Annotated in this window: 21 protein-coding genes and 1 tRNA gene; 18 read left to right on the forward strand and 4 right to left on the reverse strand. The window is 49.3% G+C overall.

Translation table 11 applies throughout. The annotated features are described in order from the left end of the window. Nucleotides 1–113: 113 nt before the first annotated feature. Nucleotides 114–983 carry a polysaccharide deacetylase family protein gene (locus DWY93_RS11650; protein ID WP_242990603.1) on the reverse strand — a complete coding sequence of 290 codons (870 nt, stop codon included), beginning with the start codon at nt 981–983 and terminating at the stop codon, nt 114–116. Between the two features lie 165 nt (nt 984–1,148). Between DWY93_RS11650 and DWY93_RS11655 the strand changes: the two genes are divergently transcribed. The 4 genes from DWY93_RS11655 (at nt 1,149) to DWY93_RS11670 (ending at nt 5,909) form a co-directional block, all read left to right on the forward strand. Continuing rightward, a complete protein-coding gene (locus DWY93_RS11655; RefSeq protein ID WP_181968540.1) occupies nt 1,149–1,766 on the forward strand; it encodes a CPBP family intramembrane glutamic endopeptidase in 618 nt (205 codons plus the stop codon). A 180-nt stretch (nt 1,767–1,946) separates the two neighbouring features. Continuing rightward, nucleotides 1,947–3,608 carry a DUF5722 domain-containing protein gene (locus DWY93_RS11660; RefSeq protein WP_117469349.1) on the forward strand — a complete coding sequence of 554 codons (1,662 nt, stop codon included), beginning with the start codon at nt 1,947–1,949 and terminating at the stop codon, nt 3,606–3,608. 215 nt (nt 3,609–3,823) lie between these two features. Then, the gene (locus tag DWY93_RS11665; protein ID WP_015554129.1) at nt 3,824–4,237 is read left to right on the forward strand and encodes a DUF6465 family protein; all 414 of its coding nucleotides are present in this window, start codon (nt 3,824–3,826) and stop codon (nt 4,235–4,237) included. Between the two features lie 181 nt (nt 4,238–4,418). Beyond that, entirely contained in the window at nt 4,419–5,909 is a 1,491-nt protein-coding gene (locus DWY93_RS11670) for an RsmF rRNA methyltransferase first C-terminal domain-containing protein (RefSeq protein ID WP_117469350.1), read from the forward strand. Between the two features lie 196 nt (nt 5,910–6,105). Here DWY93_RS11670 and DWY93_RS11675 read toward each other — a convergent pair whose 3' ends face one another. Continuing rightward, a complete protein-coding gene (locus DWY93_RS11675; protein ID WP_117469351.1) occupies nt 6,106–7,029 on the reverse strand; it encodes an RluA family pseudouridine synthase in 924 nt (307 codons plus the stop codon). Nucleotides 7,030–7,231: 202 nt separating this feature from the next. On the opposite strand from DWY93_RS11675, the gene DWY93_RS11680 reads away from it, so the two are divergent. Then, on the forward strand, nt 7,232–8,617 hold the full coding sequence (locus DWY93_RS11680; RefSeq protein ID WP_117469352.1) for a D-alanyl-D-alanine carboxypeptidase family protein: 1,386 nt from the start codon (nt 7,232–7,234) through the stop codon (nt 8,615–8,617). A gap of 175 nt (nt 8,618–8,792) precedes the next feature. Continuing rightward, on the forward strand, nt 8,793–9,395 hold the full coding sequence (locus DWY93_RS11685; RefSeq protein ID WP_117469353.1) for a hydrolase: 603 nt from the start codon (nt 8,793–8,795) through the stop codon (nt 9,393–9,395). A gap of 182 nt (nt 9,396–9,577) precedes the next feature. Here the strand turns inward: DWY93_RS11685 and DWY93_RS11690 are convergent, their stop codons facing one another. Beyond that, the gene (locus DWY93_RS11690) at nt 9,578–9,952 is read right to left on the reverse strand and encodes a NusG domain II-containing protein (protein WP_117469354.1); all 375 of its coding nucleotides are present in this window, start codon (nt 9,950–9,952) and stop codon (nt 9,578–9,580) included. Between the two features lie 90 nt (nt 9,953–10,042). After that, a complete protein-coding gene (locus DWY93_RS11695; RefSeq protein ID WP_347466087.1) occupies nt 10,043–11,071 on the reverse strand; it encodes an FAD:protein FMN transferase in 1,029 nt (342 codons plus the stop codon). Between the two features lie 193 nt (nt 11,072–11,264). Here DWY93_RS11695 and DWY93_RS11700 point away from each other — a divergent pair, with 193 nt between their 5' ends. From DWY93_RS11700 to DWY93_RS11755, 12 genes are all read left to right on the forward strand, one after another. After that, nucleotides 11,265–11,783, forward strand: a complete 519-nt coding sequence (locus tag DWY93_RS11700) for a Gx transporter family protein (protein WP_117469355.1) — start codon at nt 11,265–11,267, stop codon at nt 11,781–11,783. Between the two features lie 236 nt (nt 11,784–12,019). Then, complete coding sequence (gene galT / locus DWY93_RS11705; protein WP_117469356.1) at nt 12,020–13,519, forward strand: UDP-glucose--hexose-1-phosphate uridylyltransferase; 1,500 nt, start codon at nt 12,020–12,022, stop codon at nt 13,517–13,519. Nucleotides 13,520–13,786: 267 nt separating this feature from the next. Continuing rightward, nucleotides 13,787–14,173 (forward strand): hypothetical protein, encoded by a 387-nt coding sequence (locus tag DWY93_RS11710; protein WP_117469357.1) that lies wholly within the window; start codon nt 13,787–13,789, stop codon nt 14,171–14,173. Nucleotides 14,174–14,205: 32 nt separating this feature from the next. Continuing rightward, nucleotides 14,206–15,168: an ABC transporter permease gene (locus DWY93_RS11715; RefSeq protein WP_117469358.1), complete on the forward strand. Its 963-nt coding sequence runs from the start codon at nt 14,206–14,208 to the stop codon at nt 15,166–15,168. A gap of 18 nt (nt 15,169–15,186) precedes the next feature. Continuing rightward, a complete protein-coding gene (cdaA, locus tag DWY93_RS11720) occupies nt 15,187–16,056 on the forward strand; it encodes a diadenylate cyclase CdaA (RefSeq protein ID WP_117469359.1) in 870 nt (289 codons plus the stop codon). Further along, on the forward strand, nt 16,037–17,476 hold the full coding sequence (locus DWY93_RS11725) for a CdaR family protein (RefSeq protein ID WP_117469360.1): 1,440 nt from the start codon (nt 16,037–16,039) through the stop codon (nt 17,474–17,476). The genes cdaA and DWY93_RS11725 overlap by 20 nt, the downstream gene beginning before the upstream one ends. 15 nt (nt 17,477–17,491) lie before the next feature. Then, a complete protein-coding gene (locus DWY93_RS11730; protein ID WP_015554140.1) occupies nt 17,492–17,755 on the forward strand; it encodes an HPr family phosphocarrier protein in 264 nt (87 codons plus the stop codon). A gap of 6 nt (nt 17,756–17,761) precedes the next feature. Next, nucleotides 17,762–19,084: an O-antigen polymerase gene (locus DWY93_RS11735; protein ID WP_117469361.1), complete on the forward strand. Its 1,323-nt coding sequence runs from the start codon at nt 17,762–17,764 to the stop codon at nt 19,082–19,084. Further along, the gene (locus DWY93_RS11740; RefSeq protein WP_117469362.1) at nt 19,081–20,277 is read left to right on the forward strand and encodes a pyridoxal phosphate-dependent aminotransferase; all 1,197 of its coding nucleotides are present in this window, start codon (nt 19,081–19,083) and stop codon (nt 20,275–20,277) included. Before DWY93_RS11735 ends, DWY93_RS11740 begins: the two co-directional genes overlap by 4 nt. Before the next feature lie 168 nt (nt 20,278–20,445). Continuing rightward, on the forward strand, nt 20,446–21,555 hold the full coding sequence (gene ytvI / locus DWY93_RS11745) for a sporulation integral membrane protein YtvI (protein ID WP_117469363.1): 1,110 nt from the start codon (nt 20,446–20,448) through the stop codon (nt 21,553–21,555). A gap of 275 nt (nt 21,556–21,830) precedes the next feature. Further along, a complete protein-coding gene (locus DWY93_RS11750) occupies nt 21,831–23,090 on the forward strand; it encodes a peptidoglycan-binding protein (RefSeq protein ID WP_117469364.1) in 1,260 nt (419 codons plus the stop codon). 275 nt (nt 23,091–23,365) lie between these two features. Continuing rightward, nucleotides 23,366–23,436: transfer RNA gene (locus DWY93_RS11755), tRNA-Gly, on the forward strand. Nucleotides 23,437–23,931: the final 495 nt, after the last annotated feature.

A 23,931-nucleotide genomic window follows, 5' to 3' on the forward strand; every position in this document is an offset into this window, starting at 1 on the left:
CACCTGCTGTGTCCTCTGTAAATTTAGAGGGCAGCAGGTGCTTTTTGTGTAATAGGAAATTCCGAGGAATTCCCTATTACACAAAAGGCACTAACGTGCCAATGATGCGCATTCTATTGTGTGGCAGCAGCCTTCTGGACAAGTTCATCCAATGTCCCGAACCGGTAGCTCATCTCCTCCCACTTCGTCAGCAGCTCATCGAGGATCGCCGCGTTTGTGGAGGAAGTACTGTGCAGAAGCACGATGGCACCAGGATGGATGCGCCCGAGAAGCTTTTTGAATGCTTCCTCCTTTGTGGGCTGTTTGTCCTGATACCAGTCCACATAGGCGAGACTCCAGAAGAAGGTCTGATAGCCGAGAGCTTTTGCCATCTGAAGATTCGCTTTGCTGTACTTTCCCTGGGGCGGCCGGTAGTATTTCCGCATGTTCTCTCCTGTGATCTCTGTGTAGCTTGTTTCGAGGCTTGAGAGCTCTTTCGCGAAGCTTTCCGGATCGCTGATCTTCGACATGTCCGGGTGGTGGTATGTATGGTTTGCGACAATATGCCCCTCGGAGACCATGCGTTTTACGAGGTCCGGGCTGGTCTCCAGGTAGTTTCCGACGACGAAAAACGCGGCGGGAACCTGATGCTTTTTCAAGGTGTCCAGGATCATGGGGGTATTGCCGTTCTCATATCCGGCGTCGAAGGTCAGGTAGATGACTTTCTCGCCGGAAAGATCGGCGTACCAGGCATTGTACTGCTTTAATTCATCTGCCGTGGCGTTAGCGACAGGCGGCTTTCCCTCCTGCTGGAATGAGAGGCCCCAGTTTCCGTCCGCAGATGCCGGGACTGACGGAATGACGGTGGCGGCGAAAGCGCCGAGGACGTAGGAGAGGGGGAGTAGGATGAGAGCCAGAAGAAGTGTGGCTGGACGGCTTCCTGCGAAAGCCTGGTCATGATCGCGCGGGAATTCTTTTAAAAGACAGAAAAATGGAAATTTCATGAAATGATATCCTTTTCAGGTGGTTCCAGAGACGTGCAGATGTCTCATGGAATTGCTTTTTATAATATATTCCACCCCGGATATTTGTATTCCATCGCAAAATGTGGTAAGATGTGTTGGTGCGCGTAAAGCTGCCGGTTCGGCAGTATGAAAGGAGAGAAAAAATTGAAGATCAGGATCCGGAGGATTCTTTTTCCAATACTGTTCTGTCTGGCGGTAGCATGTATCATTGAACTTCCACTTGCGCAGACAACGATTTTCGGGGACGACGTGATCTTATGGGATACCTTGTTCCGCTCAGTCATCGCGGTTCCGATGCTGGTACATCTTTATAGAGAGGATTCGGTGTTCAGGGGAAAAGAACACTGGAACGGAAAAATCGCGGCTGCGGCATTTTTCAGTGGCGCAGGAATATCCCTGGCGTTCGGCCTTGCGGTGAGAGCGCTTCAGATCTCTGGCGCGGCCCTGGCAGATGAGAGCCTGTTCACAGGAAATCTGTGGCTGGAGGCTGTGGTGCTTTTGGCGGCATCCCCGATCCTTGAGGAATATTTTTTCCGCGGCGTTCTCTATGGAAGATGCAAGGAGCTTGTATCCGCCCCGGCGGCAGCATTTATGACCGCGGCGTTTTTCGGTGTGTTCCACTGGGACCTTGTGCAGGGAATCTACAGCTTCTTTATGGGGCTGCTCCTGGCATATCTTATGGAAAAAACGAACACGGTGAAGGCACCGGTGGTGTTCCATTTCGCGGCGAATCTGGCGGCACTTGTTCTGGAGGTTTTTTAGCATGACGGAAAGAGTGTGCTTATATTTTGTATCAAAATCGGTCGGTTCCGGCGGTCCTGATGCCGCAAAGATGGCGAAAAAGGCGGCAGATTGCCGTAAAATCGTAAGGGAATCGTAATTGAATCATCAAAACCCAGATGATAAAATAGTTTAGGCAAAAAAGAAAGGCGGGAAAACGACATGAAAAAAAGAACATTATTCCGCAGCGGTGCGGCGTTTCTTATGGGACTTCTGATGACCGCGGCGGTGGGATGTTTCACAAGCTTTGCTTATGACAGCGCAAGGCTGAAGGCTTGTTCAGTAGAGAACGGAAACAGCATTTCCGTCACAGGAACAGCCACGGCCGGCGCTTTAAATGAGGGGGAAACTCCGGATGATGGCTATTATTATCTGTTCGAGCTTCACCCATATGAGTCTGAGATAGGCTCCAGAACGGACTACATCGCATGGAGCAACAAATCCGACAAGTTAAAATTCACCTTAAAATACAGCGGTGATTCCACGGATACGATGCTCTATTCCAGATTCGTGGTTGCGTTAAAGACCGGCAGCACCTACACCCCGATCAGCAATGCGATCTATGTGACGAACCCGGGCGATGTGGCAAAATATCGCGAGGATTACCCGGAGCCGATGAGCAAAAAAGGACTTCTGATCCAGCTCGATATGCTCGGCGACGCGCTGAACCTGGGCGTAAAGCACACGACGGTCAATATCCCGTATCACCAGCTTGTGGGCGGTAATTTAAAATACAAATACAACGGAAAGACCTACAACTTCAACGGTGATCTCATCAAGGATTATGATAAGATGATCAGTGCGTTCTCCGCGAAAGGAATCGTTGTGACGGCGATCCTTTTAAACGGACGGAACGACAACTACCCGGAGCTTCACGAAGCCGGGCTTGCGAAGAGAAAGGAAGCTTTCTACTACGGTTTTAATGTCTCCACGGAGCAGGGATATGAGACGACCCGCGCGCTGCTCTCCTTTATGGCAGAGCGCTATTCCGGTGCCCACGATGACTATGGCCGTGTCAGCAACTGGATCGTCGGAAATGAGATCAACAACAACTTAAACTGGAACTACACCGGTCCGATGGACATTGATTCCTATACAAAGCTCTACTCAAAGGTATTCCGTGTGGCCTACACGGCGATCAAGAGCCAGAGCCGCAACGCGCGGGTCTTCTTCTCCACGGACTATGAGTGGAAGCGCGCAAACTCCAACCTGATGTATGGCGCAAAGGACTTTATTGACCGCTTCAACGCCGATATCCGTGACGAGGGGAATATCGAGTGGGGACTTGCCTACCACCCGTACCCGCATCCGATGACGGAGCCGGAGTTCTGGGATGATGATCAGACGGGAGCTGTCAATAATACCGAAGATTCACCGGTCGTAAACTTCAAAAACCTCAACGTCCTGACGGATTACTTCCAGAAGGATATCATGCGCGATGCAGGCGGAAATGTCCGTCATATCATTCTCTCTGAGGAGGGCTTTACATCAAAGAGCGCGACCCGGGGAGATGTCTATGATATCCAGGCAGCCGCTTTCGCGTATGCATATTATCTTGTAGATAATAACCCGTATATCGACGCGTTTATCTTAAACCGTCAGGTCGATGCGGTGATCGAGGTAGAGCAGTCCTGCTCATTCGGCCTCTGGACGGTGGATATGTCAAGTCCGGATCGGGTGATCGCTGTTATGCCGAAGAATATTTACAACGTATTCAAATATATTGATACAAATAAATCTCTGAAGTATACGGAATTTGCGAAGAAGATCATCGGAATCAACAAGTGGAGCGATGTGATCCCGGGATTTAAGCTGCAGGAATAATTCAAAAAATAAAGCTGGTATTTTGATTCGGCAGGATACTTTCGGATATGTGTTCTGCCGGATCTTTTTTGCTTACAAATACCAGTTTTACGGGATTTTATTGACAAAATCCTAACGAGGGCTTATAATGCGCTATGACGATTATTTAGTACGACAACTCAGGAAATGACAGGAAAACAGTTTTGTGTGTCAACATTTTTCAGGAGGATATCATTATGGCAAAGAAGAATCCAATCGCAGCCGCAGCAAAGAAAATGGCTGCAGCACCGGTTAGCAATAGCACTGTAGAAGTAAAGGCAGCAGAGACAAAGACAGTAAAGGCAGAAGCAAAGGCAGAGGCTCCGAAGGCAGAAGCTAAGAAAGCAGAAGAGCCGAAGAAAGAGACAGCAAAGAAAGCTCCGGCAAAGAGAACAACAGCAAAGGACATCAAGACATCCGTAGTTGTACAGTTCGCTGGCAAGGAAGTTACAGAGAAAGACCTCATTGCAGCTGTTAAGAAAGCCTACACAAAGAAAGGCAACAAAGTCGGCGATATCAAGACCATCGAGATCTATGTAAAGCCGGAAGAGAGCGCTGCTTACTATGTAGTAAACGGTATCGGCGCAGACGATTACAAGATCGAGCTGTAAGTTGAGATGATAGTTTAGCTATGTCCGGATGGACATATGGCTGGGCAAATGTGTTTAGACACAGTCTTGCAGATGGATATATCCTGGATGTGTCGCCTGCAAAAGAACAGAAACTAGGACTTTAGGAACTTGAGCGCCCGCTGGGATCATCCCCGGCGGGCGCTTTTGAGATCAGGAGATTATGGAAAAAGAAACGAAGAGAGAGCTGCCGGAAGCGTTCGTGGAGAAGATGAAAAAGCTTCTCGGCAGTGATGCGGAATCATTTTTTAAAAGCTACGACGCGGAGCGGAAATTCGGTCTGCGGGTCAACCCATTAAAGCAGAAGAGCGGGGAGATGCCGGAGGAAGGAGAACCCCTTGGAGATTACCTGAAGGGACTCGCAAGAGTTCCCTGGGCAGAAGAGGGATTTTACTACGAGGCAGACATGCGCCCGGGACGCCACCCGTTCCACGAGGCTGGGGCATACTATATCCAGGAACCAAGCGCCATGTCTGTGGCAGAAGTACTGTCTCCAAAGCCCGGGGAGCAGATCCTGGACCTCTGTGCGGCGCCGGGAGGGAAATCCACTCATCTTGCCGGAAAAATGGGAGGACATGGGCTTTTAGTCTGCAATGAGATCCATCCTGCCCGCGCAAAGATCCTGTCCCAGAATATTGAGCGCCTCGGTGTGGAGAATGCCGTGGTGACGAACATGGATCCGTTCCGGCTTGCCCCGGAGTTTCCGGAATTTTTTGACGGGATCGTGGTGGATGCCCCGTGTTCCGGCGAAGGAATGTTCCGAAAGGATGAGAATGCCAGAAATGAGTGGAGCCCAGATCATGTAAAACAGTGCGCGGGGCTGCAGGACGGGATCCTGGACTGTGCGGCGGCGATGTTAAAGGGTGGCGGGCGGATCGTTTACTCTACCTGCACATTTTCGCCCGAGGAGAACGAGCAGAGCATAGCAGGATTCCTTGAGCGCCATCCGGAGTTTTCAGTGGTGCAGCCGGAGCTTGCAAAATATTTTTCCGCCGGTCACCCGGAATGGGCAGATGGGAACGAGGAGCTGAAAAAGACCGTGAGGATCTGGCCGCATCTTGCGGACGGAGAGGGGCATTTCCTGGCGCTGCTTGTGAAAGGTGAGAGATCCTGGGATGCTGTGGAACGTACAGAGAACGCAGACGGAAAGAAAAACAGCAAAAAGGGCGGACGTAAAAACGGACGTGCGAAAGAGGATGCGGCGCTCACGGAAGCGGTCGCTGCGTTCCGGGCATTTGAAAAAGAGAATTTGAAAGACATGGAACATCTGGAAAATGGAAAGAAATTTCTGATGTTTGGAGAGAACCTGTATCTCGTCCCGGAGGTGATGCCGGGTCTTATGGGGCTTAAGGTATTGAGACCGGGCCTGCACCTTGGAAGCGCGAAAAAAGACAGATTTGAGCCGTCCCATGCGTTGGCTCTGGCACTGAAAAAAAGTGATGTGAGACAGAGTGTGGAGGTCGGATCGGAGGATCTTGCGCTGCGGTATCTCCGTGGAGAGACATTGCGGGCGGAGGATCTTGAAGAACCGAACATCCCGGCAAAAGGCTGGGTTCTTGTGACTACCGGCGGCATGTCACTGGGGTTTGCGAAGGCGGCTGGCGGGATGCTGAAGAATCACTATCCGAAAGGACTTAGGATTCAGGGTGGTTGATGATACGCATTAAGAGATAAGTTTTTGCTTTTACATTACTGTAAAAAGGATATAGAGCCAGAAAAGAACCGGACATGGAAACAAGCGAAAACACGCTTCGCGAGTTTCCCCTTGTTATCGCGACAGTCGCCAAGGTCCCGCGCATGCGCGGACTTTGGCTCGTTGTTCGCGTAAATAAGATCCGCCGGGATCTGCCTTAATAAAAGACAGGACCTGACGGATCTTTTATGTTTGGAAACAGTTTCCTCATGTCCCCCGGCAGCGGGGCGGAGAACTCAAGCTTTTCTCCGGTCACCGGATGGGAAAAGCTTAAATATGTGGAATGGAGCGGCTGACGGTCGATAAAACGGTAGTCCGGGCAGTAGAGAAAATCCCCTGGCAGCGGATGCCCGATGGCTTTCATATGGACGCGGATCTGGTGTGTCCTTCCTGTCTCCAGGAGGAGGCGGATGAAGGAGAGGTCAGCGTTCTTGTTGTAGGCAAATGTCCGGTAATGGGTTACAGCGGTCTCACCCCGCTCTGGATCCAAGACCCGCTCGATGGTGGAGCCGTCCTTTCTTGCGATCGGAAGATCGATGGTGCCGGATGCGTCCGTCTTCCCGGAGACGATGGCGGCGTACTCCCTGTGAATCGTGTGGTCCTTCACGGCATCAGAGAGAACGCAGGAACTGTAGGGATTCTTTGCGAGAAGCACAAGCCCTGATGTGTCCCGGTCCAGCCGGTTTACGGCCCGGAACACGAAAGGAGACTCCTCATTCCTGTAATACCATGCAATCCCGTTAGCCAGGGTATTCTCATAGTGTCCCTGGGATGGGTGGACCGGCATTCCGGCTGGTTTATCGACCACAAGAACATGTTCATCTTCAAAAACGACGGAGAGTTCCATGGGAACAGGAACAATCTGGTCAGAAATTTTTTTCTCTGTAACATGGACGCGTAACCGATCTCCCGGCTGAAGGACTGTGTTGGAAAAAACAGTTTTTCCGTTTAGGAGAAAACTGCCCTCGGTGTTCCGAAGATGAACCACCAGGCGGGAAGAATAGCCGGAATCCAGGAGAAAGGCGGCGATGGAACGGCCGCTCTCAGCTTCTTTAATTGTGTAAATTAAAACTATATTCATGAAAAATCCCTTTTTATTAAAAAATAATAATTCAATACGCTAGATGCCCGCAGATATTTCGGCTGCATAACACCGCGGACATGTAGAAATGATCTCTAAAATTATTTCAGCACCTTTCATTGTATCATAGGAAAAATTGTCCGGCAAGTCTCAGAAAACATCCGCATATGCTGTTACAAATATGCGGCGGAAGTTCTGAAAAATGTGGAAAAATAAAAATATAGCAGGAATGGTGCTGGCGCGGCTCAGTGAATGGACCTTGGGGAAAGAAAAGGAAAAACGCAGACCCGGACCATCCCCGATTCTGCAGTTGTGCCTGGGGGGACTCCTGCTTTTGGCAGCGGCAGTTCCCGGAGATCATTTATACAGGGAAAGCAGCGGGCTGCAGGCTGCACAGGATCCGGTCGTATCGGTGATCCGGTCCGAGAATGGGGAGACTCTGGAATCAGCGGTGGTGCGATCGAAGGTGAAGACCGATCCGCTGAACCTGAATTCTCACTCCGCTGTCCTGCTTGACGGCGATACAGGGCGGATTCTGTACGAAAAAAACGAGATGGAAGTCCTTCCCATGGCCAGCACCACGAAGATCATGACCTGCATCCTTGCCCTGGAGAATGCCGGGCTGGACACGGAAGTCGGGATCTCAGACCGGGCGGCGACCATGCCGGAGGTGAAGCTGCATGTGAGAGAAGGGGAGAAATACCGACTGGAAGACCTTCTTTACTCCCTGATGCTGGAATCCCACAATGACACCGCAGTGGCCATCGCGGAAGCGGTCGGGGGCAGCGTGGAAGATTTCGCGGACATGATGAACAGGAAGGCAGCGGAACTTGGCTGTGATGATACATATTTTCTGACGCCCAACGGGTTGGATGCGGAGGATAAGGAGAGTGGGAAGATTCATTCCACCACTGCGGCAGACCTGGCGCGGATCCTCAGATACTGCATCGTGCTCTCCCCGGCAAAAGAAGAGTTCCTTGCCATCACAAGAGCACCGTCCCACGCCTTTTCCGACCTTTCCGGGATACGGAGTTTCTCCTGCGTCAATCATAATGCTCTCCTGACATCCATGGAAGGTGCGGTCAGTGGAAAGACCGGATTCACGGGAAAGGCTGGATACTGTTATGTTGGTGCAGTGAAAAAGGGGAAGAAGCTGTTCATAGCGGCGCTTCTGGGCTGCGGGTGGCCGCCCCACAAGACCTATAAGTGGCAGGATGTGCGGAAACTTGTGACATACGGGGATAAAAACTTTGAGTATAAGGAGATAGAGAAAAAGGGACTCGGGGAGGAAACTGCAGTTCCGGTGGAAAATGGCGTGGGGTACAGGGTTAAGGTAGAGATCGGGACTGAAAACGCGGATAAGACCCCTCTCCGTGTTCTGCTGGGAAACGATGAGAAGGTCCAGGTAAGGACAAAGATCGCAAAATCGCTCCATGCTCCGGTCCGGGAAGGAACGCCGGTGGGACAGCGGGATTACATGGTCGACGGGATCGTCATCGACAGTGATCCGGTGGTGACAGCCGGGAATGTTGAACTTTGGGACTTTGAGTATGCGGAGAAGATCGTGATGGAAAAATTCTGGATGTAGAGGTCTATTTTTCCAGACATGAATCGATGAATGGGCCTGTTTTAAAATGTTATAAAAATCCTACTATCATACTTGAATTATAGGAATATTCTGTTATACTGATAAGAAAGATAATTGGTAACTATGAAGGTACATATCAGTTACAGAAAATTTATAAGTACGGAGGCATAAAATCATGCAGACAAAACTGACGAGAGAGGACGCCATCGCGCTCCTCAGAAAATACAACAAAGAGCCATTCCATATTCTCCATGGCCTGACTGTCGGGGGCGTTTTAAAATGGTACGCGAATGAACTCGGATACGGAGATGAGGCCGGATTCTGGGAAATCTGTGGAATCCTTCATGATATCGATTTCGAAGAGTATCCGGAAGAGCACTGCCTGATCGCGCCGCGTCTTTTAAAAGAGGGCGGAGCCGAGGATGAGGTGATCCATGCGGTCTGCAGCCACGGATACGGAATCCACGAGTGGATCGACGCGAAGCCGGAGCACGAGATGGAAAAAGTCCTCTTCGCGGCAGATGAGCTGACCGGTCTGATCTGGGCGGCAGCGAAGATGCGCCCATCAAAGAGTACGAAGGACATGGAAGTGTCCAGCTTAAAGAAGAAATTTAAAGATAAGAAATTTGCTGCAGGATGTTCCAGGGACGTCATCACAAAAGGTGCCGGGAATCTCGGCTGGGAACTGCCGAAGTTAATGGAAATGACGATCCTCGCCATGAGATCCTGCGAGGATTCCGTTGCGGAAGAGATGAAGAAGATGGGGTTGGCGGAGTAAGAGCGTATTGCTGACCAGTATAATAAAAACCTGAGGAGCTGTGTTGAGACCTCTCAGGTTTTTTGCCTTCCGGCTTATGTTTTCTTACAGTCAGCGCAGTAAGTGCGCAGACCTGCAGAACAGTCACAATTTCAGACTAATTGTTCAGCAATTTTGCACGCTTACCGCACTGACTGCACTGTCTATTTTCTGCTCTTGATCTGTGCCGTCATCTTATTGGGCAGGCAGACGATGATCTCGCCGTCCAGATGGATCTTTCCCTGGTGGACACAGATCTTGTCGGGGCATGTGGCCTCGGAGACCCACGCCTCCCTATCTTTGATGATCAGGTGGTTTGTGCCGCCGGACACGCTGTCTATAGTGAGTTCCTGATCTTTTGCGAGATCGAGGGTTTCGACTACTTTTCCATCGACGGAAACTTCAACGATCTCCGCAGGGCTTTTATGCATCAATTTTGCCCCGAGAAAAAGAAGAACGGCTGCCGCAAGTATTACGGCGATCAGGATCATATCCTGTTTTTTTAAAAGTTTCTGTTTCGTATCTTTGCTTTCTGTCATAAAAAATCCCTGAAAATAGTGTAATGGTAATTGTTTTGTGTTTTGCATCAGCGCCGGGCAAAAAATCCGGGAGACTGTCTGATCTAAATACTACTGTTTGATAATAAAGTCTTCCATTCCATCCGAATAGGAAACATTGTAATCCTCATCGATAAAGCATGCATAGATTCCATCCAGGGAATTCGCAAGCTCCAGTCCTTTTTCCAGGCCAAGGGAAAAGCAGGTGGTGGAGAGACCATCCCCGTCCACGGACTCCTCGGAGAGGATCGTCACGGAGATCAGTCCATTATCGTAAGGATATCCGGTTGCCGGGTTTAAAATGTGATGGTAATTCTTTCCGTCGATCTCAAAATGCCGCTCGTAGACACCGGATGTCACGACGGAGAGATCATTGATCCCAAGCACCTCAAATGTCTCATCCCTGTCCGCAAAAGGTTTCTGCAGCCCGATGTTGAATTTGCTTCCGTCCGGCTTTTCGCCCACGCAGAGGACGTTTCCGCCGAGATTGATAATGGCGCTCTCCACACCGGCATCCAGGAGCTGTTCCTTGATCCGGTCGGCGATATAGCCCTTCGCGATGGAACCCAGGTCGATGGTGGTATCCGGGGAGAGGAATGTCAGCGTATTTCCGGAGAGGACGAGGTTGTGGTAATCCACCTTCGGAATATCTGCTTCGATGTCTGCTTCATTCGGGATCACGGCCTCGCCACTTGTGAAATTCCAGAGGGAACTCAACGGCTCGATCGTAATGTCAAAGGCACCGTCAGATTTCTCGCAGTATTCCAGACCTTTTGCCAGAAGCGCTGCCATGTCGTCGGAGACCGTGACAGTGTCGGAGGTCCGATGGTTGATCTTGTAGAGCTCGCTGGTCTCTAAGGTCTTGCTAAAAATATTCTCATACTCTTTACAAAGTGCCATCGAATCGTCTAAGATAGAGGAGTCGTCGGAATCGTAGAGCGTGATGGTGACGAAGGTGTTGAGCAGAAAATCGGAACGGCTGAGAGGAGTCTCCTGTGTGAGAAGTCCCGGTCCGCTGCTTGTTCCACACCCGCTCAATGTCATGCTGGAAACAAAGAGGAGACCGGCGGCACAGAGGCCAAATATTGTTTTTTTATTCATGTGTTATATACTTCCTGTACAATAAATATTATAAGCTCATTCGACAGCGGAAATTTTGTATATTAATACGAAAACGCAGACCGCAGCAGGCACTCGTGCCTGTCGTACAAAATATCAGAAGCTGCACTGCCGGATATCCGGTTTATTCTAACAAATGAACTTTTGAAAGTCAAGAAAGAGGAGAATAGATCCGATGAATCGAGAAAAAAAGGCAATAACTGTGGCATTGTATGGGCTCCTGATTGCCCTTGCCATGGTGCTGAGTTTTGTTGAGACAATGATTCCCATCCCGATCCCAGTCCCAGGCATAAAGCTGGGACTGGCGAACCTTGTAACGGTGGTGGGGCTCTATTTAATTGGAATCCCCGGAACCATCGCCGTGACCCTGATCCGCATCGTTCTTGTGGGACTGTCATTTGGAAATCCCTACAGCATGATCTATGGGCTGTCTGGAAGCTTTTTAAGCTTGTTTGTGATGGCGGTATTGAAGGAGACCGGAAAACTCTCCCAGGTCAGCATCAGCGTTCTTGGCGGTATTGCCCACAATATCGGCCAGATCACCTTTGCGGCAGTTATCGTCCAGACACCAGGGGTATTTTATTATCTGCCATTTCTTCTGGCAGCCGGATGCATCGCGGGAACACTGATTGGAATCGTCGGCGGAATCATTACGGAGCGGCTTCAGCGTGCGATGCGGGGGATAAAAAAATAAAATAGCGATTGTATTAGGGTGGTAAATTTATTATAATAAAATGTAACAGGTTGCAGGTGCGGCAATTTGTTCTGCAAAAAACGCGCTGCAAGTTTACTTGTATAAGTGTTTTTGCAGAGCAGATTGATATAGGGCGGCCGCCCTGTGCTTCTTGTTTTTGTGCAGCGAAAACAAGAAGATACGCACGTTATACTTAAATCTGTCAATATACCGTAAAAAAACGGAGGAATTCGATCATGATTGAAATGTCAATAAAGAAACTGGTTCAGTACGGCAGAACGACCGGACTTATCGAAGCCGAAGATGAGATCTACGCAAGAAACCAGATCCTGGAAGTACTGAAAATGTCCGAATACGAGGAGCCTGGCGAGATTACAGACGAGATCAGCCTGGAAGATACCTTAAACGCACTCACCGACTACGCTGCAGAGCAGGGGATCCTTGAAAACAACAGCGTCGTATACCGGGATCTTTTTGACACGAGACTCATGAACTGCCTGATGCCGCGCCCAAGCGAGGTTGTAAAGAAATTCCACGGGGAGTATGAAAAGTCCCCGGAGGACGCAACGGCTTATTTCTACAAACTGAGCCAGGACTCCGACTATATCCGCCGCTACCGTGTCTGCAAGGACTTGAAGTGGATCACAAAGACGGAGTACGGCGACCTGGACATCACGGTAAACCTCTCAAAGCCTGAGAAAGACCCGAAAGCTATCGCCGCTGCAAAAACCATGAAGCAGAGCGGATACCCGAAATGCCTGCTCTGTATGGAAAACGTGGGCTACGCGGGCCGAATCAACCATCCGGCGAGAAACAACCACCGGATCATTCCGCTGACCTTAAACGGCGAGTCCTGGGGCTTCCAGTATTCCCCGTACGTCTACTATAATGAGCACTGCATCGTCTTCAACGGAAAACACACCCCGATGAAGATCGACCGGAATACGTTCAAAAAGTTATTTGATTTTGTGACCATGTTCCCGCATTATTTCCTGGGATCCAACGCGGATCTCCCGATCGTCGGCGGTTCCATCCTGACCCACGACCATTTCCAGGGCGGAAGATACACCTTCGCGATGGCGAAAGCACCGGTGGAGAAAAGTTTTACAGTGAACGGTTACGAGGATGTGGAAGCAGGAATCGTAAAATGGCCGATGTCCGTGATCAGGATCCGCAGTGAGAAGAAAGAACGCCTTGTGGATCTTGCGGATAAGATCTTAACTGCATGGCGCGGATATACAGACGCGGACGCGGATATCTACGCGGAGACAGACGGGGAGCCACATAACACGATCACCCCGATCGCGAGATTCCGCGGCGGAAAGTTTGAGCTGGATCTGGTACTGAGAAATAACCGCACCACGGAGGAACGTCCGTTAGGTCTGTTCCATCCGAACCCGAAACTCCACCACATCAAGAAAGAGAACATCGGACTCATCGAAGTCATGGGCCTGGCAGTTCTTCCGTCGAGATTGAAGGATGAGCTTGCCCTGCTTGCCGACTATATCGTGGAAGGAAAGGACATCCGCAGCGAGGAATCCATCGCAAAACATGCAGACTGGGTAGAAGAGTTCCTTCCGAAATATGAGAAGATCACAAAGGATAATGTGATGGAGATCTTACAGGATGAGGTCGGCCATGTGTTCGCGAATGTCTTTGAGGATGCGGGCGTTTATAAGCGCACAGAGGCGGGGCGTGAGGCATTTGGAAAATTTATCGAGACATTAAACAGGTAACAAAATTGTTGCCGGAACCGTTACATTTTCCTTAAAATTTTCATAAATGTAGGGACTTCGTCTCGCCAAGCGCGGGAAAGTGTGTTATATTGGTATTTGTTTCATAACTGCTAAGATTCTTCGCAGTTACAAGCAAAAATCCATTCCGGATCGGCTTTGCCGATGGGATTTTTGCTTTCCAGCCCATACTTTTTACGGTCAGCGCAGCAAGTGTGCAGATCTATTGTGCAGCTGCTGGGCTTTAAATGATGGAAAAAGGAGACTGCCATGTTAAATGAGGAGAAGATCCGGCTGATGACGGGTATCGCCATGTTTGAAAAGAAAATGATGAAGGAATCCATCCCGGCAAACCGGTATTTCAAGAGCGACTACGTTGGAAGCCATCTGATCCGGTCTTTTATCGCGTACTCGCTGACCGTGTGCCTGTGCCTGGTGCTGTGGGTCCTTTACCGGTTCGATGATCTGCTCAACGCCATGGCGGTGGATGACCTGATCTCTCTCGGGGTGCGCCTTGTATTCTACTATGCTGCGGGACTTCTCGCATATCTTGTTGTGACCTGGAAGATCTATTCGAGACGTTATGACGAAGCAGCCGGAAGACTGAAGATCTATCAGGCAAAGCTGCGGCGCCTTGATAAAAAATATGACCAGTAGCCTGCAAAGGAAAACGGGGAGGAAAAGAGTAAGTGATCGGACTTTTAGTATTCAAGGAAAAACTGAAACAATTTTATGGAAAGTATAATATTTACATCGTACCGGTCGTAAAATTCCTGGTGGGATTCCTTACGTTCTGGCTGATCAACGCGAATGTAGGTTTTATGTCGAAACTTAAGAATCCGCTGATCCCGGTGGTGATGGGACTGGTTGCCTCCTTTATTCCATATGGAGTGACAGCGTTTCTGGCCGGTGTTTTTATCCTGATCCATGTTGCCCAGGTGTCTCTGGAGATCGCTCTGGTCATCTTTGTGTTCGTGCTGGCGGTGACCGTCCTTTACTACGGATTCCGGCCGGGTGACGGATATCTGCTTCTCCTGACACCGTTACTGTTCTTCCTGCGGATTCCGTATGTGGTGCCGCTTGTGGTAGGACTTTCTGGAAGCCTTGTGTCCATCGTTCCTGTGTGCAGCGGTGTCTGCATCTACTATATTCTGATGTATTTAAAGCAAAATGCGGGAACACTGACGGGAAGTTCGATGGCGGAGATGGCAGACCGGTTTATCCAGATCGTAAAGAATGTATTTGGAAATGAGCTGATGTGGGTCATGGTGGCTGCATTTGCCGCTGCGATCCTTGTGGTTTTCATCCTTAAAAATCTTTCAGTAGACTACTCCTGGTCCATCGCCATCGTTGCGGGAGTGATCACACAGCTTGCAGTGATCTTTATCGGTGATTTCAATTTCAACCTTCCGGTATCCGCAGGTTCCATGATCTTTGGAATCGTCGCATCGGTGGTGATCGCCCTGATCTACCAGTTCTTTGTGTTCGCGGTGGATTATACGAGAACAGAGTATCTGCAGTATGAAGACGATGACTACTATTACTATGTGAAAGCTGTCCCGAAGCTCACGGTGTCTGCACCGGATGTGAAGGTACAGCGGATTTATTCGAGAAAAAATGTGAGACATGAGAAGAACGAAACTCGTGAATAATTGTACGGAGGTAACAAAATGACAGAATTTCTTGGGAATATGTATTCCTGGTTTACATTTATTCCGAAGATCACATTGTCGAATCTTTTTGAAATTCTGATCCTCACAGTTCTGATCTATGAAGTCCTTTTATGGGTGAAGTCGACGAGAGCGGGAGTGCTTCTCCGCGGTGGTATGATCATTGTTGGTTTTTACCTGCTGGCGGCGATGCTCCATTTAAATACGATCACCTGGATCATCAACCATATGGGCCAGCTCGTATTGACAGCCCTCATCATTATCTTCCAGCCGGAGCTTCGAAAAGCGCTGGAGCAGCTCGGAAGCAAAAATATCATCACAGACCTTTTTATTTCTGAGAATTCCAGACAGCAGGAAGGATATACAGAGAAGACCGTAAATGAGATTACCCGTGCAGCCTTTGAAATGGGAAAAGTAAAGACAGGAGCCCTGATCGTCATCGAGCGCGACACTCCGCTTCCGGAGATCGAACGCACGGGAATCCCGGTGGACGGAATCGTCACGAGCCAGCTTCTGATCAATATTTTTGAACACAATACGCCTCTTCACGACGGCGCGATCATTATCCGTGGAAACCGCGTGACCTCTGCGACCTGTTATCTGCCGCTTTCTGATAACCTGAGCATCAGCAAAGACCTGGGAACAAGACACCGTGCGGCTCTTGGAATCAGTGAGAGCACGGACAGCCTGACCGTTGTAGTCTCCGAGGAGACTGGACGGGTATCCCTGGCGGCGGGCGGAAGTCTCAGAAGGATCAACAGTCCGGAAGAGTTAAAGCTTGCGATTGCTGCAAAGCCGGAGGAGGAGACGGTATCCGGCCCGTTCAAACTCTTGAAGGGATGGCATAAAAATGAAAGAAAAGCAGAATAGACGATGGGGACTTTTGCTGATTTCCTTCCTGTGTGCCTTTTTAGTCTGGCTGGGGGTCGTCAATGTGGCGGATCCGGTCATGACGGATACTGTGGAGGTGCCGGTAGAGATCATTAACAGCGACGTCCTCACGAAGAACAACCTGACATATGCGGTTGTCGGAAAATCGACAACCACAGTTCAGTATGAGGTAAAGACGACAAATGCGTATCGGATCCGTTCCTCAGATTTCCGGGCGTACGCGGATATGACAGACATGTGGTCCGTGACAGGCGCGATCCCGATCAAGGTCGAGGTCCTAAACCACTCCGAATACCTGGTCTCCATGCCGGTGAGCCGGACGGGAACGATCAAGATCGAGACGGAACCGCTTCAGAGGAAGACATTTACCATCGGCGTCATGACGACGGGAATGCTTGAGGACGGCTACCAGACTGGCAAGGTGACACTGTCACCGGAGACACTTACGGTCGAAGGTCCGGAATCCCTGATCGGACAGATCAGCAGCGTCGGAATCGAGATCAACTTAGACGGAAAGAACGCGGATTGGAGCGATTCGGAGGAACCGAAGTTCTATGACGCGAACAAAAACAGCATTACGATCAGCGATCGTCTGATCAGTAACTGCAAGAGTGTCGATTATACCATGGAGATCCTGAAAGTGAAGAATCTGAGCCTGGATTTCGATGTCACCGGTGAGGTGGCGGGCGGTTATCGCTACACAGGTGTGGAGTGCGGACTTAAGAGTGTCCCGGTGGTCGGATTAAAGAGCGCTCTGGCATCCTTAAATACGATCACGATCCCGAAGGAAGAGCTTGATGTTTCCGGCGCGAGGGCAAATATCGTGAAGACTATTGATCTGAATGATTATCTGCCGGAGGGAGTTTCCCTGGCTGGGAAGGACAGTTCCGAGATCACGGTGACACTTACGGTGGAGCAGTTGAAGGAACGGGAATATACGGTCCGCATCAGCGCTGCCAGTTATGTTGGGGCGGACAGCTCCTACAGCTATCGGGCAGACCCGGGAACGGTCACAGTCCGGATCCGTGCGCTTCAGGAAGAACTTGACAGCCTGCAGCTTACGGCTGAGGACCTGAGTCTGAATGTCTCTGGAATGGGAGAGGGAAGCCACCAGGTTCAGCCGACGCTTAACAGGGAGCTTGATTCTGCCTATGATTTGCTGGGAATTTCCAGCTGTACGGTAACTGTCGCAAAGGAACAGGAGTCTGCGACGGAGACAGAGCCTGAGACAACTGAGAAAGAGACAACAAAAGCGTCGGAAACTGCCCCTGAGAGCAGCAGCGAGGCGGAGACAGAGGGGGAGACCGCTGCGTCTGCGACAAGACACGCGGTGATCGTCCCGCCGGAGACGACGGAAGCACGTCAGGCGACAGGTCTTCAGACCATATTTCGAAATTAGGAGTTAAAAATACTTATGGTAAAGCAAAAAGTTACGATCGAAAACCCAACCGGTCTTCATCTGAGACCGGCAGGGCTTCTGTGCAAGGAGGCACTGCGGTTTCAGAGTTCGATCAAATTTGAATATGGAAACACAACAGCTAATGCAAAAAGTGTACTGAGCGTGCTGGGGGCATGTGTAAAGTGCGGAGATGAGATCGAATTGATCTGTGAGGGAGCGGACGAAAAGGAAGCTCTGGAAACGATCACGGAACTGATCAATGGCGGTCTCGGAGAGTAGGCTGATATGCTGGTTTATGTGATTTGTTACGGCGCTGCCATGCTTTTTGCATTCAGCGCCCATTTTACCTTATCAGGAATGTCACTGATGTTTGCAGCACTATATCTTTATCTGTGGGAATATGGGAAAAGCGGCAATCCGCTTCATCTCCGCGGACTGTTTTCCTTGTTTTATGTGGGAGGAGAAGGAATCTCCTGCCTGAAGCTGTCAAACCTTCAGAAGGACTGGAGTTTAGAGACCTGGGCGTGCTTTTTTGTAGCTTTTGCGGCATTCTGGAATGTGTACGCACTGGCAGAAAAGAAATTTGGATATGAGAAGGAAAAAAAGACAATAGATGGATTTTCCCTGAAGTTTACGGGGGAGACCCCGGAGAGATACGGGACAAGAATTTTCATTGCACTTACCGGGCTGACAATCCTGTCCCTGACTGCCTTTCTGTTTGAGGCATTCCGGTTGGGATATGTGCCGTTTCTCCTTCGGGGAGTGCCGCATGCCTACTCATATTTCCATATTTCCGGGGTCCATTATGTGACGGTGTCATGTGTACTGGTCCCGTCCATGGAAGTGCTGTTATGGTTCTATGACAGGGAGATGGGGAAGGCGAAAAGAATCGTTTCCCTCATTATGACAGGGATCGCGCTCCTGATCCCGGTGCTTTGTGTATCGAGATTTCAGCTGATCTTTGCGGTGATTCTCGCAGTGCTGACATTTATGATCGTCAGCGGATACAGGAAAATCAGGTATCTTTTCATGGCAGCGGCGGGACTTGTTCCACTCTATGTGATCTTAACGATTGCCAGAAGCCATGATGTGACGTATCTGAATGGAATCTTTGAGATGAAGAATGCGGCTACGCCGATCTTTATCACGCAGCCTTACATGTATATTGCAAACAATTACGACAATTTTGACTGTCTGGTACGGGAGCTTCCGGCCCATTCTATGGGACTAAAGGGAATGTTTCCGCTCTGGGCATTATCGGGGCTTAAGTTTATAAAGCCTGCATTAGTGGACTGGCCGATCTACGTGAATAAGGAGGAGCTGACTACGGTTACACTCTTCTATGACGCGTATTATGATTTTGGAATTGCCGGTGTATTTCTGTTTTCATCAGTATTGGGAGCGGCTGCCGCATGGCTTTCTGCAAGGACATACCCGGGAAGAAATCCGGCGTGGTACCTATTCTATTCTCAGGGAGCGCTCTATTTTATGCTCTCGTTTTTTACAACCTGGTATTCCAATCCTACGACCTGGTTTTACTTTGTGGTGACCGGTGCCTTTGGAATTTTTTTAGAGATTAAACACAACAGACGGAGGAGACAGCTATGATATCAGAAAAAATGAAACCATTTATGGCTAATAATTCCGCGATCCGCGCAATGTTCGAGGAAGGGAAAAGAATGGCTGCTGTTTACGGCAGGGAGAATGTATATGACTTCAGCCTTGGAAACCCGAATGTTCCGGTTCCGCAGGTGACAGAGGCGATCCTCGACGTGGTGAAGAATGAGGATTTCATGACACTCCATGGATATATGAGCAATGCAGGCTATGAAGATGTCCGTCAGACTATCGCAGAGTCCTTAAATAAACGGTTCGGAACGAATTTTTCCTTTAAGAACCTGATCATGACAGTGGGTGCGGCGAGCGGATTAAATATCATTTTAAAGAGCATTTTAAATCCGGGCGATGAGGTTATCGTGTTTGCACCGTATTTTGTGGAATATAATGCGTATGTGAGAAACTATGACGGAAATGTTGTGGTCATTTCTCCGGATACTGAGACGTTTATGCCGAAGCTTGATGAGTTTGAGGCGAAGATCACTGCTAAGACGAAGGCTGTTATCATCAACAACCCGAACAACCCGACGGGTGTTGTGTATGATGAGGCGACGATCAAGGCTATGGCTGCGATCCTGGAGAAGAAGGAAAAGGAGTTTGGCACATCGATCGTGCTGATCTCTGATGAGCCGTACCGTGAGCTGGCTTACGGCGGGGTTGAGGTTCCGTTTGTGACGAAGTATTATCACAATGCAGTTGTGGGATATTCTTACAGTAAGTCCCTCTCTGTTCCGGGTGAGCGTATCGGCTATGTCGTGATTCCGGATGAGGTGGATGATTCTGCGGCCCTGATCGGAGCGGCTACGATCGCGAACAGGGTGATCGGATGTGTGAATGCGCCGTCACTGATTCAGAAGGTGATCAAGTATTGCATTGAGCATGAGGTTACAGTGGATCTGGAGACTTATGAGAAAAACAGGAATCTGATCTATGGTGCGCTGACGGAGTATGGATTTACCTGCGCGAAGCCGGACGGAGCGTTTTACTTGTTTGTGAAGTCTCCGGTGGAGAACGAGAAGGAATTTTGCGAGGTGGCGAAGAAACATCATGTGCTGGTGGTTCCGGGCAGTTCGTTTGCTTGTCCGGGGTACGTTAGACTGGCTTACTGTGTGTCCTATGAGCAGATCGAGAGGTCGCTGCCGGCATTTAAGGAGATTGCAGAGGAGTACGGGCTTTGTAAGTAGTGATGGCGAGAAAACCGGTGAAAGGAGTACAGATCATTAGCCGGACTTTGTTTGAAAGCATATAAAGCCGTATGAGATCATGTGGAGTACTGAAAAAGGGGGATCGACTGAGTAAAATACTGCGGATGGAATGCAGCAGGATTTTTACAGGATTAGGAGGTCCATGGAATGAATTTCAGAAAGTATGCAGGGATTATTTTAAATATTCTGGTTCCTTTGCTCACAGTTTATCTGGTCTGTGTCTGGGGACTGAGACTGGTGGTGTTTTTTCTTCCGTTTGTGATCGGATGGATCGTGGCAGCGATCGCGAATCCGGTGGTGCGCTTTTTTGAAAAGCGGCTGAAGATCGTCCGCAGGCACGGCTCGATGGTTCTGATCGCAGGTGTGCTGGCACTGGTGATCTTTGGCATCTATGCGCTGTTTTCCTGGGTGTTCCGGGAAACGACGGAGTTTGGGCAGGCACTGCCCGGAATTTATGCGTCGATCCGGGAGGAGGTCGATCTGGCCTGCGAGCGGATCGGGGGACTTTTGAAGTATCTTCCTGCAGACACGGAGATGACGATCGTTTCCGATCTGGAGAATGTGGGTGGATATATCGGTGATTTTGTTCAGAAGATCGCAGCTTCCGCAGGCAGCCGCGTAGTGCGGACGCTGCCGGAGGTCTTTGTGAATACGATTATTGTATTTCTTTCTTCATACCTGTTTCTGGCAGATCATGATAAGCTTGTGGAGACGGTACGGAAGGTTATGCCGGAGCCTGTGATCAAGTATGGACGGATGATGAAGAACGATATCCGGACGTTGATCGGCGGGTATTTTCTGGCGCAGTTTAAGATCATGTTCGTGGTCGCAGTGGTGTTGGTGATCGGAATGTTATTCCTCAGGGTTCCATATGGAATTTTTCTTGGAATCGCGATCGCGATTCTGGATTTTCTGCCGATGTTCGGCACAGGAACGGCATTGATTCCCTGGGCAGTGGTGAGACTCTTTACCGGGGAGTACGGTTATGCGCTCAGCCTTATCGTTCTCTATGTTTTAACACAGGGCATCCGTCAGGTGATCCAGCCGAAGATCGTCGGTGACAGCATGGGACTTCCGCCGCTTGCAACACTATTCTTCCTCTATCTTGGTTTCAAGTTCCGCGGTATTGCGGGAATGATCATCGCTGTACCGGTCGGCATCCTGTTTATCCGGTTTTACGGATATGGGGCATTTGACGGCCTGATCAGGAATGTGAAGCTTCTTGCAGAGGAGATCAGGAAGCTGATGGAAGAATAGAAAGTAAGAAAAAGAGACAGGCATTTGGAAGCTTATCTAAATTTCCGGATGCCTGTTTTGGTATAAGAAAACAAAATTTATTCAGCAGATGAGCCATCGGCGGGGACAATAACGATATTGACGTCCGGGATATTACAGGATGCCGTGATGCTGGCATTGGATATCCGGAGGAAGATTTTCTGAAAAACTTTGCGGGTTTTAAACTCTGCATTTAAAGGTCGAAAATAAGTGTAGGAATGCATCAGGTGTGCATCCGCTGCATAAAATAGAACGATATTCAATCGAGCGAGGAAATTATGGCACAGGGATATTTGCAGGTGGATGTTGTGTCGGACGCGAACAGTTTTCCGGTACAGGATGCGGATATTGTGATTGCAAGGACGGAGGAACCAGATGAAATTATTGAGGAGACGAGAACGAACAGTTCCGGACAGACGGAGAATCTTCCATTAAATGCACCACCAGTAGAGCTTTCATTGTCACCGGAGGAGACGGAGCGTCCATATGCAGAATACACGATCCGAATCACGGCACCGGGATTTGAGCCATTTGTCGTTTCAGGAACGGAGGTTCTGGCGGACGTGACGGCGATCCAGGGGATTCGTTTGCGGCCTCTTTCGAATGCCTCGGCCGGAGAGCAGATAGAGACCGTGACGATTCCGGATCACACACTTTATGGTGATTACCTTCCCAAAATCGCGGAGAGCGAGATCAAGCCAGTTGTAGAGACAGGTGAGATCGTTCTGTCCAGAGTGGTCGTCCCACAGACGGTCGTGGTACATGACGGAGTTCCAACGAACACGTCCGCAGCCAACTATTATGTCCCGTATCGGGATTATATCAAAAACGTAGCCTCCAGTGAGATATACGCGACCTGGCCCCGCTCCGCGATCGTCGCGAATGTGCTGGCAATCATGTCCTTCACGTTAAATCGTGTCTATACGGAATGGTACCGCAATCAGGGATATGATTTTACGATCACATCATCAACCGCGTATGATCATAAATGGATTTATGGGCGGAATATTTTTGAGTCCATCTCTGTCGTGGTGGATGATATTTTTGATAATTATCTTTCGCGCCCGGGAGTGAAACAGCCGATCCTGACACAATACTGCGACGGGCGGAAGGTTCGGTGTCCGGGGTGGATGACGCAATGGGGCAGCTGTGAGCTCGGAGAAGCGGGGTACAGTCCCATCGAGATCCTGCGGAATTTTTATGGAGATGATATGTATATCAATACGGCAGAACAGATCTCCGGCATCCCGGCATCGTGGCCGGGATATGATCTGAAGATTGGTGCCACCGGTGATAAGGTGCGGCAGCTGCAGGAGCAGTTAGATGCAATCTCCAGCGTGTATACCGCAATTCCGGATATTTCCCCTGACGGGATCTATGGTCCGGCTACCGCGGAAGCTGTTCGGAAATTCCAGTCGATTTTTGGACTTCCCCAGACCGGAGTGGTAGATTTTGCTACATGGTATAAGATTTCCCACATATATGTGGGGATTACAAGGATTGCGGAATTATCGTAAATGAAATATGGATAGAAAGTGATATGTTGCCGGACATGGTGACAGGAGATGCCTGCCGATCCTGTCACCATGAATTCAGGAGCAGGCTTTTGCGGGACGGAGAAGTGAGGATTAACTGATACTATGAATAAAATGCAGTCAGAAGTCAAGAGACGGATATAGATATGTTGAAACGGTTGTCGGAAAAAAGAGAACGATTTCCTCGGATTTACCAGAAAAATCCTTGTAGAATCCACAGAAATGTGCTATGATATGAGTGTCAGAAAAATACATGCGCAGATATGGTTCATCGGTAGAACGCTAGCTTCCCAAGCTGGAAAGGCGGGTTCGATTCCCGTTATCTGCTTCCATCGGGGGATCCTTAGAAATTAAGGATTCCCTTATTTTATGCGGCTTTGCGGGATTTTTGGAATAAGCTTATCCTTTCGAATAAGAGGGTAAAAGTGCATATTTCCGGGGAAAGTATCACACGAAATATCACACGGGAAAACTGATTTCGTGTAATCCTACTGATAGCGATAGAGTGAGGCGATGATAATGAAGGAAATGGAAAGAAAATTTGAACTGACCTTTTTTAAAATGTAGTTATGCTGTCGGAGTAATCATATAATAATCTGATGGAAAATGTTTATATTATAGGCAGCAAGAATCGTTATGATTGGCCGATGGAATCCAAGACGCAGTTAGAATGGGGAAAACGTGTACTGCACGATTTTATATAGGATGAAATTGCTGTGCAAAGTAATCAGTGAAACTGCCGGATTCTTCGAAAAAAGAAGATCCGGCAATTTCGCTGTTTACAGACCGATTTTATTTAATGATGTCATGGAGAACAATAGAA

It is taken from the genome of Clostridium sp. AF28-12, from assembly GCF_003435225.1.
GTDB lineage: Bacteria > Bacillota > Clostridia > Lachnospirales > Lachnospiraceae > Pilosibacter > Pilosibacter fragilis.